The organism is Pseudomonas sp. R43(2017) (assembly GCF_002112345.1).
GTDB classification, from domain to species: Bacteria; Pseudomonadota; Gammaproteobacteria; order Pseudomonadales; family Pseudomonadaceae; genus Aquipseudomonas; species Aquipseudomonas kribbensis.
Genome location: NZ_NEHJ01000002.1, coordinates 40,447 through 56,064 on the forward strand (window position 1 = coordinate 40,447; position 15,618 = coordinate 56,064).

14 protein-coding genes are annotated in these 15,618 nt (G+C 59.6%); 11 read left to right on the top strand and 3 right to left on the bottom strand.

All coding sequences use genetic code 11. The features are described from left to right. The first annotated feature begins 45 nt into the window (after positions 1-45). The 7 genes from apaG (at position 46) to CAG02_RS04770 (ending at position 8,218) form a co-directional block, all read left to right on the top strand. Positions 46-426 carry a Co2+/Mg2+ efflux protein ApaG gene (gene apaG / locus CAG02_RS04740; protein WP_085709218.1) on the top strand — a complete coding sequence of 127 codons (381 nt, stop codon included), beginning with the start codon at positions 46-48 and terminating at the stop codon, positions 424-426. Beyond that, positions 426-1,307 (top strand): symmetrical bis(5'-nucleosyl)-tetraphosphatase, encoded by an 882-nt coding sequence (locus tag CAG02_RS04745; RefSeq protein WP_085709217.1) that lies wholly within the window; start codon positions 426-428, stop codon positions 1,305-1,307. Before apaG ends, CAG02_RS04745 begins: the two co-directional genes overlap by 1 nt. 33 nt (positions 1,308-1,340) lie before the next feature. Then, positions 1,341-1,670, top strand: a complete 330-nt coding sequence (glpE, locus tag CAG02_RS04750) for a thiosulfate sulfurtransferase GlpE (RefSeq protein ID WP_007959911.1) — start codon at positions 1,341-1,343, stop codon at positions 1,668-1,670. Positions 1,671-1,967: 297 nt separating this feature from the next. Further along, entirely contained in the window at positions 1,968-3,890 is a 1,923-nt protein-coding gene (locus CAG02_RS04755) for a PrkA family serine protein kinase (RefSeq protein ID WP_011336211.1), read from the top strand. Between the two features lie 204 nt (positions 3,891-4,094). Beyond that, a complete protein-coding gene (locus tag CAG02_RS04760) occupies positions 4,095-5,366 on the top strand; it encodes a YeaH/YhbH family protein (RefSeq protein ID WP_085709216.1) in 1,272 nt (423 codons plus the stop codon). Continuing rightward, on the top strand, positions 5,363-6,925 hold the full coding sequence (locus CAG02_RS04765) for a SpoVR family protein (RefSeq protein ID WP_085709215.1): 1,563 nt from the start codon (positions 5,363-5,365) through the stop codon (positions 6,923-6,925). The genes CAG02_RS04760 and CAG02_RS04765 overlap by 4 nt, the downstream gene beginning before the upstream one ends. A gap of 63 nt (positions 6,926-6,988) precedes the next feature. Continuing rightward, positions 6,989-8,218 (top strand): multifunctional CCA addition/repair protein, encoded by a 1,230-nt coding sequence (locus CAG02_RS04770; protein ID WP_085709214.1) that lies wholly within the window; start codon positions 6,989-6,991, stop codon positions 8,216-8,218. 41 nt (positions 8,219-8,259) lie between these two features. On the opposite strand, the gene folK is transcribed toward CAG02_RS04770, so the two are convergent. Together folK and folB are read right to left on the bottom strand one after the other, a co-directional pair. Next, complete coding sequence (gene folK / locus CAG02_RS04775) at positions 8,260-8,781, bottom strand: 2-amino-4-hydroxy-6-hydroxymethyldihydropteridine diphosphokinase (RefSeq protein ID WP_085709213.1); 522 nt, start codon at positions 8,779-8,781, stop codon at positions 8,260-8,262. Beyond that, positions 8,772-9,128 (bottom strand): dihydroneopterin aldolase, encoded by a 357-nt coding sequence (folB, locus tag CAG02_RS04780; RefSeq protein WP_085709212.1) that lies wholly within the window; start codon positions 9,126-9,128, stop codon positions 8,772-8,774. The genes folK and folB overlap by 10 nt, the downstream gene beginning before the upstream one ends. A 74-nt stretch (positions 9,129-9,202) precedes the next feature. Between folB and plsY the strand changes: the two genes are divergently transcribed. Continuing rightward, positions 9,203-9,772: a glycerol-3-phosphate 1-O-acyltransferase PlsY gene (plsY, locus tag CAG02_RS04785; protein WP_085709211.1), complete on the top strand. Its 570-nt coding sequence runs from the start codon at positions 9,203-9,205 to the stop codon at positions 9,770-9,772. 23 nt (positions 9,773-9,795) lie between these two features. Here the strand turns inward: plsY and tsaD are convergent, their stop codons facing one another. Then, a complete protein-coding gene (gene tsaD / locus CAG02_RS04790; RefSeq protein WP_085709210.1) occupies positions 9,796-10,821 on the bottom strand; it encodes a tRNA (adenosine(37)-N6)-threonylcarbamoyltransferase complex transferase subunit TsaD in 1,026 nt (341 codons plus the stop codon). 199 nt (positions 10,822-11,020) lie between these two features. Here tsaD and rpsU point away from each other — a divergent pair, with 199 nt between their 5' ends. From rpsU to rpoD, 3 genes are all read left to right on the top strand, one after another. Next, positions 11,021-11,236 (top strand): 30S ribosomal protein S21, encoded by a 216-nt coding sequence (gene rpsU / locus CAG02_RS04795; RefSeq protein ID WP_002551877.1) that lies wholly within the window; start codon positions 11,021-11,023, stop codon positions 11,234-11,236. Positions 11,237-11,719: 483 nt separating this feature from the next. Continuing rightward, positions 11,720-13,687 (top strand): DNA primase, encoded by a 1,968-nt coding sequence (gene dnaG, locus CAG02_RS04800; protein ID WP_085709209.1) that lies wholly within the window; start codon positions 11,720-11,722, stop codon positions 13,685-13,687. Positions 13,688-13,754: 67 nt separating this feature from the next. Next, positions 13,755-15,602, top strand: coding sequence for an RNA polymerase sigma factor RpoD (rpoD, locus tag CAG02_RS04805; RefSeq protein WP_085709208.1), 1,848 nt, complete (start codon positions 13,755-13,757; stop codon positions 15,600-15,602). Positions 15,603-15,618 lie beyond the last annotated feature (16 nt).

A 15,618-nucleotide genomic window follows, 5' to 3' on the forward strand; every position in this document is an offset into this window, starting at 1 on the left:
CATCGGCTACCCCCCGCGTCCCGCTTTGTCCTTAAGGCCTTTTGCATGTCTGATCCTCGTTATCAGGTCGATGTCAGTGTCGTTACTCACTACCTGGCAGACCAATCGCAACCCGAGCACGACCGCTTCGCCTTCGCCTACACCATCACTGTGCAGAACAATGGCGAACAACCGGCCCGACTGATGTCCCGGCATTGGGTGATCACCGATGGCGACGGGCATGTCGAAGAAGTGCGCGGTGCCGGCGTGGTCGGCCAGCAGCCCTTGATCGATGCGGGGCAAAGCCACACCTACAGCAGCGGCACGGTCATGACCACCAAGGTCGGCACCATGCAGGGCAGCTATGAAATGGTCGCCAGTGACGGCAAGCATTTCGATGCAATCATCAAACCCTTCCGCCTCGCCGTTCCCGGAGCCCTGCACTAATGGCGACGTATGCCGTCGGCGACCTGCAAGGCTGCCTCGAACCGCTCAAGTGCCTGCTCAGGCAGGTCGCGTTCGACCCGGCAGTGGATCGGTTGTGGCTGGTAGGCGATCTGGTCAACCGTGGCCCGCAATCGCTGGAAACCCTGCGTTTCCTCTATGGCATGCGTGAGTCGCTGGTCTGCGTCCTCGGCAATCACGATCTGCACCTGCTGGCGGCGGCGAAAAACATCGAGCGCATGAAAAAGTCCGACACCCTGCGCGAGATTCTCGAAGCACCGGACTGCGCCGAACTGATGGAGTGGCTGCGCCAGCAGAAACTCATGCACTACGACGAGCAACGTGAAGTCGCAATGACCCACGCGGGCATCCCGCCGCAATGGTCGCTGCGCAAGGCCTTGAAGTACGCCGAAGAAGTCGAGACCGCCCTGCGCGACGACAACCTGCTCCCGGCCTTCCTCGACGGCATGTACGGCAACGAACCGGCGAAGTGGGACAGCGACCTAAAAGGTGTGGCCCGCCTGCGGGTCATCACCAACTACTTCACGCGCATGCGCTTCTGCACCGCCGAAGGCAAGCTCGACCTCAAGAGCAAGGAAGGTCTGGACACGGCGCCACCGGGCTACAAACCGTGGTTCCAGCACAAGGAACGCAAGACCCGTGGCCTGCGGATCATTTTCGGCCACTGGGCGGCGCTTGAGGGAGATGTCCACGAGCCCGGCATTTCGGCCCTCGACACCGGATGCGTGTGGGGCGGCAGCCTGACCCTGATGAACGTCGACAGCTTTGAACGGCTGTCGTGCAAATGCGACGAACACGGCGGTGTCCTGCCTCCCGTCGCACCACCGATCACCGAATCCTCGCCAGTCAGCGCCCCGCGTTAGACTGCGTTTTCAGCCGAGCCACAGGAACCCGCCATGAGCGAATTCAAACGAATCCCCCCGGAACAGGCCCAGGCCCTGCGCGAGCAAGGTGCCGTGGTCGTCGACGTCCGTGACCCAGCCACATTCGCGGCGCTGCACATCAGCGGCTCGAAGCATCTGGACAATCATTCCCTGCACGCCTTCATCCAGGGCGCCGACCTCGATGCCCCGACCGTCGTGGTCTGCTACCACGGCAATTCGAGCCAGGGTGCCGCGGCGTATCTCGTCAGCCAGGGCTTTTCCGACGTCTACAGCATGGACGGCGGCTTCGAGCTGTGGCGTACGACTTTTCCTTCGGAAACCGCGCAAGGCACCTCCGAATAATTTTTTTGTAACGTGCAAGCCCCGGCTCCCGTGGGCTCGCGCGGTGGCAGACGAACGGTCTGCCACAACTAATTACGTATCTCGCCTTTACCTCCCGAATTCCCAACTATCCTTAAGCCCAGGCCATCCAAAACAGGGGAGAGCCGGTACACCGGCGCACGGGTCATCGGGAGTGACTTTCGCGGTTGTCGATCGCGGAAGGGTTCTGGGGGGTAAACAACAGCTGCCATCGCGGCTGCTTGCCAGCATCGACTGAGTGATCCGGCGTCGGCTCCACGTATCGAGCGAGGTGACGTCATGAGTATCTTTAGCCACTTCCAACAACGCTTCGAGTCCACACGCCAGGAAGAATTCTCGCTGCAGGAATACCTGGAACTGTGCAAAAAGGATCGCAGCGCCTACGTTTCCGCCGCCGAGCGTCTGTTGATGGCTATCGGCGAACCGGAGCTGCTCGACACTTCGACCAATTCGAGGCTGTCGCGAATCTTTTCCAACAAGGTGATCCGCCGCTATCCGGCCTTTGAAGACTTCCACGGGATGGAAGAATGCATCGACCAGATCGTGTCGTATTTCCGCCATGCCGCCCAGGGTCTTGAGGAGAAGAAACAGATCCTCTACTTGCTCGGCCCCGTCGGTGGCGGTAAATCGTCCCTGGCCGAGAAGCTGAAACAGCTCATGGAAAAAGTGCCCTTCTATGCCATCAAGGGCTCACCGGTATTCGAATCGCCACTGGGTCTGTTCAACGCCACCGAAGATGGCGCGATCCTCGAAGAGGACTTCGGCATTCCCCGGCGCTACCTGAACACCATCATGTCGCCATGGGCCACCAAACGCCTGGCCGAATTCGGTGGCGACATCAGCCAGTTCCGCGTGGTCAAGCTGTACCCGTCGATCCTCAACCAGATCGCCGTGGCCAAGACCGAACCGGGCGACGAGAACAACCAGGACATCTCCGCGCTGGTAGGCAAGGTCGATATCCGCAAGCTGGAAGAATTCCCGCAGAACGACGCCGATGCCTACAGCTATTCCGGTGCGCTGTGCCGGGCCAACCAGGGCCTGATGGAATTTGTCGAAATGTTCAAGGCACCGATCAAGGTGCTGCACCCTTTGCTGACCGCCACTCAGGAAGGCAACTACAACAGTACCGAAGGTCTGGGGGCAATTCCGTTCACCGGGATTCTGCTGGCCCACTCCAACGAATCGGAGTGGCACACCTTCCGCAACAACAAGAACAACGAAGCCTTCATCGACCGGATCTACATCGTCAAAGTGCCGTACTGCCTACGGGTCAGCGACGAAGTGAAGATCTACGACAAGCTGCTGTTCAACAGCTCCCTGGCCAAGGCCCATTGCGCGCCGGACACCCTGAAGATGCTGGCGCAGTTCACCGTTCTGTCACGCCTGAAGGAGCCGGAAAACTCCAACATCTATTCCAAGATGCGCGTGTATGACGGCGAAAACCTCAAGGACACTGATCCGAAGGCCAAGTCGATCCAGGAATACCGCGATGCGGCGGGCGTCGACGAAGGCATGAACGGCCTGTCGACCCGGTTTGCGTTCAAGATCCTGTCCAAGGTCTTCAACTTCGATCCGCACGAAATCGCCGCCAACCCGGTGCACCTGCTCTACGTGCTGGAACAGCAGATCGAGCAGGAACAGTTCCAGGCCGAGACCCGCGAACGTTACCTGCGTTATCTGAAGGAGTACCTGGCGCCGCGTTATATCGAATTCATCGGCAAGGAGATCCAGACCGCTTACCTCGAGTCCTACAGCGAGTACGGCCAGAACATCTTCGACCGCTACGTGCTATACGCGGACTTCTGGATTCAGGATCAGGAGTATCGCGATCCGGAAACCGGCGAGATCCTCAACCGCGTCGCCCTCAACGAGGAACTGGAAAAGATCGAGAAACCGGCCGGCATCAGCAATCCGAAGGATTTCCGCAACGAAATCGTCAACTTCGTGTTGCGCGCCCGGGCCAACAACAACGGCAAGAACCCGACCTGGCTCAGCTACGAAAAACTGCGGGTGGTCATCGAGAAGAAAATGTTCTCGAACACCGAGGACCTGCTGCCGGTCATCAGCTTCAATGCCAAGGCCAGCAAAGAGGATCAACAGAAACACAACGACTTCGTTACACGAATGGTCGAACGCGGCTACACCGACAAACAGGTACGACTGCTCTCCGAGTGGTATCTGCGGGTCAGAAAATCACAGTAAACCGCGGCCGGTCAGACCGGTTGTCGTCAGCCCGAGGCCTGTGTGCGCATTTTCTGCTACACAGGCCTCTGGAAGGTGTTCGAAAGGCGGTAGCGAGGTTCAGGCAGCACCCAAAGCGCTTGGGGGAGCGTTTGCGTCCCCAGGCATTCGGTTAAACGCTGCATGACCGCTCGCCCTTTGCAGGACAGCTTCTAAGGAGCAGTCATGAGCTATGTGATCGACCGACGTCTCAATGGCAAGAACAAGAGCACGGTGAACCGTCAGCGCTTCCTGCGGCGTTACCGTGACCACATCAAGAAGGCTGTCGAAGAGGCGGTCAGCCGGCGCTCCATCACCGACATGGAGCACGGCGAGCAGATCAGCATTCCCGGTCGCGACATCGACGAGCCGGTGCTTCATCATGGTCGCGGCGGCAAGCAGACCGTGGTTCATCCCGGCAACAAGGAATTCACCGCCGGCGAACACATCGCCCGCCCGCCGGGAGGTGGCGGAGGCCGTGGGCCGGGCAAGGCCGGAAACTCCGGCGAAGGCATGGACGAATTCGTCTTCCAGATCACCCAGGAAGAATTCCTCGAGTTCATGTTCGAGGACCTCGAACTGCCGAACCTGGTCAAACGCAACCTGACCGGTACCGATACCTTCAAGACAGTTCGCGCCGGGATCAGTAACGAGGGCAACCCGTCCCGGATCAACATCATCCGTACCCTGCGCTCGGCCCATGCCCGGCGAATCGCGCTGTCCGGCAGCAGCCGCGCCAAGCTGCGCGAGGCCAAGGAAGAACTGGCACGCCTGAAACGCGAAGAACCGGATAATTTCGGCGACATTCAGAACCTGGAAGCGGAAATCGAGAAACTCAGTGCGCGCATTCATCGCGTGCCCTTCCTCGACACCTTCGACCTCAAGTACAACCTGCTGATCAAGCAGCCGAACCCCAGTTCCAAGGCCGTGATGTTCTGCCTGATGGACGTTTCCGGCTCCATGACCCAGGCGACCAAGGACATCGCCAAACGCTTTTTCATCCTGCTGTACCTGTTCCTGAAGCGGAACTACGACAAGATCGATGTCGTGTTCATTCGCCACCACACCAGCGCCCGGGAAGTGGACGAGGAAGAGTTTTTCTATTCCCGCGAAACCGGCGGCACTATCGTTTCCAGCGCACTGAAACTGATGCAGGAGATCATGGCCGAGCGTTACCCGAGCAACGAATGGAACATCTACGCCGCCCAGGCCTCCGACGGCGACAATTGGAACGACGATTCGCCGATCTGCCGCGACATCCTGATCAACCAGATCATGCCGTTCGTGCAGTACTACACTTACGTAGAGATCACCCCGCGCGAACATCAGGCCCTGTGGTACGAGTACGAACGCATCGCCGAAGCCTTTTCCGACACTTTTGCCCAGCAGCAGCTGGTCTCGGCCGGAGATATCTATCCGGTCTTCCGTGAACTCTTCCAGCGCAGGTTAGTGACATGACCGCCAAAGAGCAGAAGCGCCAACCCATTTCCACCGGCTCCGAATGGACATTCGAGCTGATCCAGACCTACGACCGCGAAATTGCCCGGATCGCGGCCGGGTACGCCCTGGACACCTATCCCAACCAGATTGAAGTGATCACCGCCGAACAGATGATGGACGCCTACGCCTCGGTCGGCATGCCGCTGGGCTATCACCACTGGTCCTACGGCAAACACTTCCTCAGCACCGAGAAATCCTACAGTCGCGGGCAGATGGGACTGGCCTACGAGATCGTGATCAACTCCGACCCGTGCATCGCGTATCTGATGGAAGAGAACACCATCTGCATGCAGGCCCTGGTGGTGGCCCATGCCTGCTATGGCCACAACAGCTTCTTCAAGGGCAACTACCTGTTCCGCACCTGGACCGACGCCAGCTCGATCATCGACTACCTGGTGTTCGCCAAGCAGTACATCATGCAGTGCGAGGAGCGCCACGGCATCGACGCGGTCGAGGACCTGCTCGACTCCTGCCATGCATTGATGAACTACGGCGTCGACCGCTACAAACGCCCGTATCCGATTTCCGCCGAGGAAGAGCGGCGCCGGCAGAAGGATCGCGAAGAACACCTGCAGAAGCAGATTAACGATCTGTGGCGCACCATCCCCAAAGGCGCGGACAAATTCAGCGACAAGGACAATGCACGGTTCCCGGCCGAACCCCAGGAAAACATCCTGTATTTCATCGAGAAACACGCACCGCTGCTGGAGCCGTGGCAGCGGGAGATCGTGCGCATCGTGCGCAAGATCGCCCAGTATTTCTATCCACAGCGCCAGACTCAGGTGATGAATGAAGGCTGGGCAACGTTCTGGCACTACACGCTGATGAACGACCTTTACGACGAGGGTCTGGTCACCGACGGTTTCATGATGGAGTTCCTGACGTCTCACACCAGCGTGGTGTTCCAGCCGGGTTTCGACAGCCCCTACTACAACGGCATCAACCCTTACGCACTGGGCTTTGCCATGTACCGCGACATCCGTCGCATGTGCGAAGAACCGACAGAAGAAGACCGTCGCTGGTTCCCGGAAATCGCCGGCACCGACTGGCTGTCGACCATCAAGTTCGCCATGAGCAGCTTCAAGGATGAGAGTTTCATCCTGCAGTACCTGTCGCCGAAGGTGATCCGTGACCTGAAACTGTTCAGCATCCTCGACGACGACCAGAAAGATGATCTATTGGTGCCTGCCATCCATGACGAGGGCGGCTACCGGATCATCCGTGAGACCCTGGCCGCACAGTACAACCTGGGCAACCGTGAACCGAACGTGCAGATCTACAGCATCGACCGGCGCGGTGACCGTTCTCTGACCCTGCGTCACCAGCAGCACGACCGAAAACCGCTGGGCGACTCCACCGACGAGGTACTCAAACATCTGCACCGGTTATGGGGCTTCGACATTCATCTGGAAACCCTGCAGGGCGACCAGATCATGAAAACCCACCATGTACCGCCCCGCAGCGAACACGGCGAGGGGGATTACGGTCGGCTCGATCTGGCCGTCATACATCTTTGATCCCGTTCAGGCCTCCGAAAGTCCGGCGCAAGGGTTATCCTGTCGGGCCAACGGAGGTTTTTTATGCAGATTTACAAGGTCGGCGGTGCAGTACGTGATCGCCTGCTGGGCAAACCGGTCACCGATATCGATTGGGTGGTGGTCGGCGCCACCGCAGAAGAAATGCTCGCCAAAGGGTTTCGCCCGGTCGGTGCGGATTTCCCTGTGTTTCTTCACCCGAAAAGCGGCGAGGAGTACGCTCTCGCCCGCACCGAACGCAAGAGCGGTCGCGGTTATGGCGGATTCACTTTTCACGCCAGCCCCGAGGTCACGCTTGAAGAAGACCTGATCCGTCGCGACCTCACGATCAACGCCATGGCCGAGGACGACCAGCAAAACCTGACGGATCCCTATCACGGCCAGCGCGATCTCGAAGACCGGATCCTGCGTCACGTTTCCCCCGCGTTCGCCGAAGATCCATTGCGGGTCCTGCGTGTTGCCCGCTTCGCGGCTCGTTACGCAGAACTCGGTTTCAAGGTTGCACCCGAGACCCTTGAGTTGATGCGCCAGCTCAGCGAATCCGGTGAACTGGAGGCCCTGACCGCCGAACGCAGCTGGAAAGAGATTTCCCGCGCACTGATGGAAAGTCAGCCGCAGGTGTTCATTCAGGTACTGCGTGACTGTGGCGCACTGAAAGTGCTGATGCCGGAGGTCGACGCCCTGTTCGGCGTACCGCAACCGGAAGTCCATCATCCGGAAATCGACAGCGGCATTCACACACTGAGCGTGCTTGAGCAAGCCGCCCTGCACCAGCAACCATTGACGGTGCGCTGGGCCTGCCTGCTGCATGATCTCGGCAAGGGCCTGACCCCGGAAGAGGAATGGCCGCGGCACATTGCCCACGAGCACAAGGGCCTGAAGCTGATCAAAGCGGTCAACGAGCGCTTCAAGGTACCGAAGGACTGTCAGGAACTGGCCTTGCTGGTCGGCCAGTATCACACCCACGGCCATCGCGCCCTGGAACTGAAGGCGTCGACCTTGCTGGAATTGCTGCAGAGCTTTGATGTTTATCGCCGGCCGCAGCGTTTCGAAGAGTTTATCGTCGCATGCGAGATGGATGCCCGAGGTCGCAAAGGACTTGAGCAGCGCAGTTATCCACAGGCCGATTACCTGCGCGGTGCCGCCAGCGCTGCTCGGGGCGTTGCGGTACAGCCGCTGCTGGAGAAAGGATTCAAGGGCCCGGAACTGGGCGAAGCGCTCAAGCGTGAACGGCTCAAGGCGTTGAAGGCTTACAAGGAATCAGCGTCGTCCTGAGAACACCTGACGCCATCGCGAACCGGTCGCGATGGCGTCAGTCAGTTCAACAGATCTGGAGGCGTGAGCTGAATACCGCGCCATTCAAACCCGACCGGTGCCAGCACCTGATCGATCTGCGCCTCGGACCACAGCGTGGCAAAGCTTTTTCCCACACCTGGATGTACCCGATCCGGCGCGATCAGCGACAACGGCCACAACACGAAGGCATTTTTCAGAATCTCGGCCCGAGGCAGGATCAGCCCGTCGAAATTGCCTGCCAGCTCACCGTACAGCAAGACGTCGATATCCAGCGGCAATCCCTTGCGATCCGGGGCATAACGGCCGTTATCCGCCTCGATGAATTTCAGCCGTCGATCCAGCTCCATCAGCGGCAGATCGGTGTAGGCCGACACCACGAAATTGAAGAACGGGCCGCTCTTGATCCCCACCGGCTGGCTTTCGAACACCGCCGAACAGCGGATATCCACCAGAAAACCGGCCAAGGCATCCAGGCCTGCACGCAAATGAGTTTCGCGCTCGATATTGCTACCGAGCCCGAGGTAGACCTGAGTCAGCGACATCCGCGCTCGATCTCCACACCCACGCCACCCTTGGCGGCCGGGACCGCGCCAGGCTTGGTCAGCTTCAGGCGCACCCAGGTGATCTTGAATTCGGCCATCAGCACTTCGACCAGACGCTCGGCGAAGGTCTCGACCAGCTGGAACCGTGCCTGCTCGGCAAAGGCCTGGATCCGTGTGGAAACACTGGCGTAATCGAGTGCCAGGGTCAGGTCGTCACCGGCGGCTGCCGGACGATTGTCCCAGGCGAAGCTCAGATCAAGACGCAGACACTGTCGGATGCCGCGCTCCCAGTCGTAGGCACCGATCACGGTGTCGACTTCCAGGCCCTCGATAAACACTCTGTCCAAGCACTTCTCTCCGCTGCACGACAAGGGCGCAATGCGCCGTTAGAATCAGGGCGTCCTCGCCCGGAATAGTTAGCATGTTTTGGTTACTGGCGATTCTCGCCTACCTGCTCGGCTCGCTGTCCTTCGCCATTTTGCTCAGCCGCCTGACCGGAAATCCGGATCCGCGAATGAGTGGCTCGGGTAATGCCGGTGCCACCAACATGCTGCGCCTGGCCGGTCGCAAACTCGCGATCCTGACCCTGCTGGGTGATCTGTGCAAAGGCCTGCTGCCGGTGCTGATCGCCTCGGCGGCAGGCCTTTCGCTGCAGGATCAGGCATGGATCGGCGTCTGCGCCGTGATCGGTCACCTGTTCCCGCTGTACTTCCGTTTCCGCGGCGGCAAGGGCGTCGCCACGGCGGCCGGCATGCTGCTGGGTCTGTATCCACCCGCCGCATTGCTGGCGGTGTGCGCCTGGCTGCTGACGTTCTACCTGACCCGCACCAGCTCACTGGCAGCATTGATTGCCACACCCCTGACCCTGCCATTGCTGGCCTGGCAGGAGCCGGAAGCACTATTGCCGATGAGCACGCTGACGCTGCTGATCGTCTGGCGCCACCGGGGCAATCTACGCGACCTGTTTGCCGGGCGCGAACGGCATTTTTAAATACCGTACGTGAGCACCGCTCATCACAGCGCCGACAACTGCTCCATCGGCCAGCGTGCCTGCACGCTGATGGCCAGGCTTTCCTGCTGGCCGGCCTGCAGACGCTGGCAACCGGCAAACGCAATCATCGCGCCGTTGTCGGTGCAGAATTCGGGACGGGCATAGAACACATCGCCCTTCATGTCGCCGAGCATTTTTTCCAGAGAAACCCGCAATGCCTTGTTGGCGCTGACGCCACCGGCGATCACCAGACGCTTCATGCCGGCCTGCTTCAACGCGCGCTTGCACTTGATGGTCAAAGTCTCCACCACAGCCTGCTGGAACGCCAGCGCGATGTCGCAACGGGCTTGCTCGCTGTCGTCCCCGGCGCTGACGCACTGCTGCCAGGTGTTAAGGGCAAAGGTCTTCAAGCCGCTGAAGCTGAAATCCAGGCCCGGGCGATCGCACATCGGACGCGGGAAGGTGAAACGTCCTGCGGCACCCTTCTCTGCCAGCTTGGCGATTTCCGGCCCACCCGGATAATTGAGGCCCATCATCTTCGCAGTCTTGTCGAAGGCTTCGCCTGCGGCGTCATCAAGGGTTTCGCCCAGCAGGCTGTATTGGCCGATGCCATCGACCTGAACCAGCTGCGTATGACCACCGGAGACCAACAAAGCGACGAACGGAAACTCCGGCGGTTTTGGCTCCAGCATCGGCGCCAGCAAGTGACCTTCCATGTGATGCACACCGAGGGCCGGAATGCCCCAGGCAAACGCCAGCGCCTGGGCGCAGGAAGCCCCGACCAACAAAGCCCCCACCAGGCCAGGACCTGCGGTGTAGGCGATGGCGTCGATCTCGGTCGGCACGCAGTCAGCCTCGGCCAGCACCTGACGGATCAAGGGCAGCATGCGCTTGACGTGATCGCGGGAGGCGAGCTCCGGCACCACACCGCCGTAGATGCGGTGCAGGTCGATCTGGCTGAACAGTGCGTCAGCCAGCAGACCGCGCTCGCTGTCGTATAAAGCGACGCCGGTTTCGTCGCAGGAAGTTTCTAATCCCAGTACTAGCATGGGTTTGCGCCTTGTTTAGGCTGAATTCGAAGGCGCGCATAATAGTCGCCACTGGATGCCCCGACCAGCGGTTTTCGATCAGAGGCTTTGCATTCCGAGCGTTGAGGGGTTAACATCCGCAACCCTTAAAAACCGACGTCTTCAAGTGCTCTTTTGCCGCGAGGATGTTGACCCCGGTAATGAATGAAGGTAGCTCTGGATGCCAGCCGTCAAAGTTAAAGAGAACGAACCCTTCGACGTAGCTCTGCGTCGTTTCAAGCGCTCCTGCGAAAAAGCCGGTGTACTGGCTGAAGTTCGTAGCCGCGAATTTTACGAGAAGCCAACTTCCGAGCGTAAGCGCAAGGCAGCAGCCGCTGTTAAGCGTCACGCCAAGAAAGTTCAGCGCGAACAGCGCCGCGCCGTTCGTCTGTACTAATACACAGACGATCGTAGCAAGCTTCTGCCAAGCCCGGCCCTCAGCCGGGCTAATGGCATTTGCGTAAAACGCTTGATGCTTCACCGTCGAAGCCGCACACGCGACCGAGACAAATCCGCTTCACCGCGTCAGGCCTGGCTCTTTTGCCAGCGGTGCACGTCTTTTCTGACGAGCCTTTCAAGGCTACTGACGAGCACACCCACTGATTCCTCTTACGACGATCAGCCCAAGGCACCTGCTTGCGTGCCCGCTTCATGAGCTATCCGAGGCCCTCAACCGGCCGTCAGCGGATTCAGCGCAACACTTTCATAAAGTCGAAGACTGATAGGTACTAACGTCAGTGGATTTTCGGCAGATACACTTCCCGACAGCGATTACGCAGACGACACCGGTCGAGCCGCACTCTTCGTGCGCTTTCAAGCATGACCCGTGTCCGGCCGCCCTTCGCATCGGACTCATTACAGCGCAGACGACGAGAACGCCATGGCCGGGCTGATTCCCCAGAGCTTCATTGACGACCTGCTGAACCGCACCGACATCGTCGATGTGGTCAGCTCGCGCGTGCAACTGAAGAAGGCTGGCAAGAACTACACCGCCTGCTGCCCGTTCCATAAAGAGAAAACCCCGTCGTTCAGCGTGAGCCCCGACAAGCAGTTCTATTACTGCTTCGGTTGCGGCGCCGGCGGTAACGCGCTCGGTTTTCTCATGGACCACGACAACCTGGACTTCCCCCAGGCAGTCGAAGACCTGGCCAAAGCCGCCGGCATGGAAGTGCCCCGCGAAGAAGGTGGCCGCTCGCACAAACCGCGACAGCCGACCGATTCGCCGCTTTATCCACTGCTGACTGCCGCTGCGGACTTTTACCGCCAGGCGCTCAAGAGCCACCCGGCACGCAAGGCTGCCGTGGATTACCTCAAGGGTCGCGGCCTGACGGGTGAAATTGCTCGGGACTTCGGCCTCGGCTTCGCCCCGCCAGGCTGGGATAATCTGTTCAAGCACCTGAGCAGCGACACCCTGCAGCAGAAAGCCATGATCGACGCCGGCCTGCTGATCGAGAACGCCGAAACCGGCAAGCGCTATGACCGCTTCCGCGATCGCGTGATGTTTCCGATCCGCGATACTCGCGGGCGCATTATCGCCTTCGGCGGTCGGGTCCTCGGCGACGACAAGCCGAAATACCTGAACTCACCGGAAACCCCGGTATTCCATAAAGGTCAGGAACTCTACGGCCTCTATGAAGCCCGCAAGAACAACCGCAACCTCGACGAAATCATTGTCGTCGAGGGCTACATGGACGTCATCGCCCTGGCCCAGCAAGGCCTGCGAAACGCCGTCGCGACCCTGGGCACAGCTACCAGCGAAGAGCATCTGAAGCGCCTTTTTCGGGTCGTACCGAACGTGCTGTTCTGCTTTGACGGCGACCAGGCCGGCCGCAACGCCGCATGGCGTGCACTGGAAGCCACGCTGAGCAGCCTGCAGGACGGTCGCCGCGCACGCTTCCTGTTCCTCCCCGAAGGCGAAGACCCGGATACCTTGATCCGCGCCGAAGGCACCGACGCCTTCCGTGCACGGATCAATCAACACGCGCAGCCACTGGCAGACTATTTCTTCCAGCAACTGACCGAAGAAGCCGACCCTCGCTCGCTCGAAGGCAAGGCGCACATGGCGACGCTTGCCGCGCCGCTGATCGATAAAGTGCCAGGGGCCAACCTGCGAATCCTGATGCGCCAGCGCCTGACCGAGATCACCGGTCTGAGCAGCGAGACCGTCAGTCAGTTGGCCCAGAGCACACCGCAGGAAGCGCCGCCCGCCTACGACCCCGGCATCGATTACGACGCGATGCCGGACTTCAGCGACTACCATCAGCCGCAGGCACAGGACATGTATGTGCCGCAGCAGGAATGGACGCCGAAGAAACCCGGTGCCGGCGGCAAGAAATGGGATAAAAAGCCCTGGGACAAGAACGGCAAGCGTGGCGGTGATCGCGATCAACCGCGCACCCCTAGAGTGCCGGCTCCCGTCGAGCCACCGATCATGGCCGCCCTGCGAACCGTGATCCATCACCCGCAACTGGCGCTGAAGGTCGAGACGGCCAGCCATTTTGCGGACGAAGACAATACCAATACCCAGCTGCTGGTGGCCTCACTGGAAGCCGTGCAAAAGAATCCTCAGCTAAACTCTTTTCAGTTGATCTCGCGATGGCATGGCACCGAACAAGGTCGATTGCTGACCCGCCTGGCAGAAAAGGAGTGGTTGATCAACGGAGAAAACCTTGAACAACAGTTTTTCGACACCATAACTAGCTTGTCAGCCCGCCAGCGCGAGCGAAAGCTGGAACAACTTCTCAGGAAATCACGTCAAAGCGATCTGAGCACCGAAGAAAAATCTTTGCTGCTCGAATTGCTCAAACGGGATGTTCCTGCATCAAACCCGACCTCAACTGGCGCGTGAGGTCATAGCTCAGGTATAATCCTCGGCTTGTTTTTTGCCCGCCAAGACCTTCAGTGGATAGGGTGTTATGTCCGGAAAAGCGCAACAGCAGTCTCGTATTATTGAGTTGATCAAACTGGGTCGTGAGCAGAAGTATCTGACTTACGCCGAGGTCAACGACCACCTGCCCGAGGATATTTCAGATCCGGAGCAGGTGGAAGACATCATCCGCATGATTAACGACATGGGGATCCCCGTACACGAGAGTGCTCCGGATGCGGACGCCCTTATGTTGGCCGACGCCGATACCGACGAGGCCGCTGCGGAAGAAGCAGCCGCCGCGTTGGCAGCGGTCGAGACCGATATCGGTCGCACCACTGACCCAGTGCGCATGTACATGCGTGAAATGGGTACGGTCGAGCTTCTGACTCGTGAAGGCGAAATCGAAATCGCCAAGCGTATCGAAGAGGGCATCCGTGAGGTGATGAGCGCAATCGCGCACTTCCCCGGCACGGTTGACCATATTCTCTCCGAGTACACTCGGGTCACCACCGAAGGCGGTCGCCTGTCCGACGTCCTGAGCGGTTACATCGACCCGGACGACGGCATTACGCCGCCGGCTGCCGAAGTGCCACCGCCGATCGACGCGAAAGCCGCGAAAGCGGACGACGATTCCGAGGACGATGACGCCGAAGCTTCCGATGACGAAGAAGAAGCCGAAAGCGGTCCTGATCCGGTCATTGCTGCCCAGCGCTTCGGCGCCGTGGCCGACCAGATGGAAATCACCCGCAAGGCCCTGAAAAAGCACGGTCGTCACAACAAGGCAGCAGTTGCCGAGTTGCTGGCCCTGGCTGATCTGTTCATGCCGATCAAACTGGTGCCGAAGCAATTCGAAGCCCTGGTCGAGCGTGTTCGCAGTGCCCTGGATCGTCTGCGTCAGCAAGAGCGCGCGATCATGCAGCTGTGCGTACGTGATGCACGCATGCCGCGTGCCGATTTCCTGCGCCAGTTCCCGGGCAACGAAGTCGATGAAAGCTGGTCCGACGCCTTGGCCAAAGGCAAGAGCAAGTACGCCGAAGCCATCGGTCGCGTGCAACCGGACATCATCCGTTGCCAGCAGAAGCTGACCGCGCTGGAAACCGAGACCGGTCTGACCATCGCCGAGATCAAGGACATCAACCGTCGCATGTCGATCGGTGAGGCGAAAGCCCGCCGCGCGAAGAAAGAGATGGTTGAAGCGAACCTGCGTCTGGTGATCTCCATCGCCAAGAAGTACACCAACCGTGGCCTGCAATTCCTCGACCTGATCCAGGAAGGCAACATCGGTCTGATGAAAGCGGTGGACAAGTTCGAATACCGTCGTGGTTACAAGTTCTCGACCTATGCCACCTGGTGGATCCGTCAGGCGATCACTCGCTCGATCGCCGACCAGGCCCGCACCATCCGTATTCCGGTGCACATGATCGAGACGATCAACAAGCTCAACCGCATTTCCCGCCAGATGTTACAGGAAATGGGTCGCGAACCGACCCCGGAAGAGCTGGGTGAGCGCATGGAAATGCCTGAGGACAAGATCCGCAAGGTGTTGAAGATCGCCAAAGAGCCGATCTCCATGGAAACCCCGATCGGTGATGACGAAGACTCTCATCTGGGTGATTTCATCGAAGACTCGACCATGCAGTCGCCAATCGATGTCGCCACTGTCGAGAGCCTGAAAGAAGCGACTCGCGAAGTGCTGTCCGGCCTCACTGCCCGTGAAGCCAAGGTACTGCGCATGCGTTTCGGTATCGACATGAACACCGACCATACGCTCGAAGAAGTCGGCAAACAGTTTGACGTGACCCGTGAGCGGATCCGTCAGATCGAAGCCAAGGCGCTGCGCAAGCTGCGCCACCCGACGCGAAGCGAACACTTGCGTTCGTTCCTCGACGAGTGATACCAGAACCCCCGGC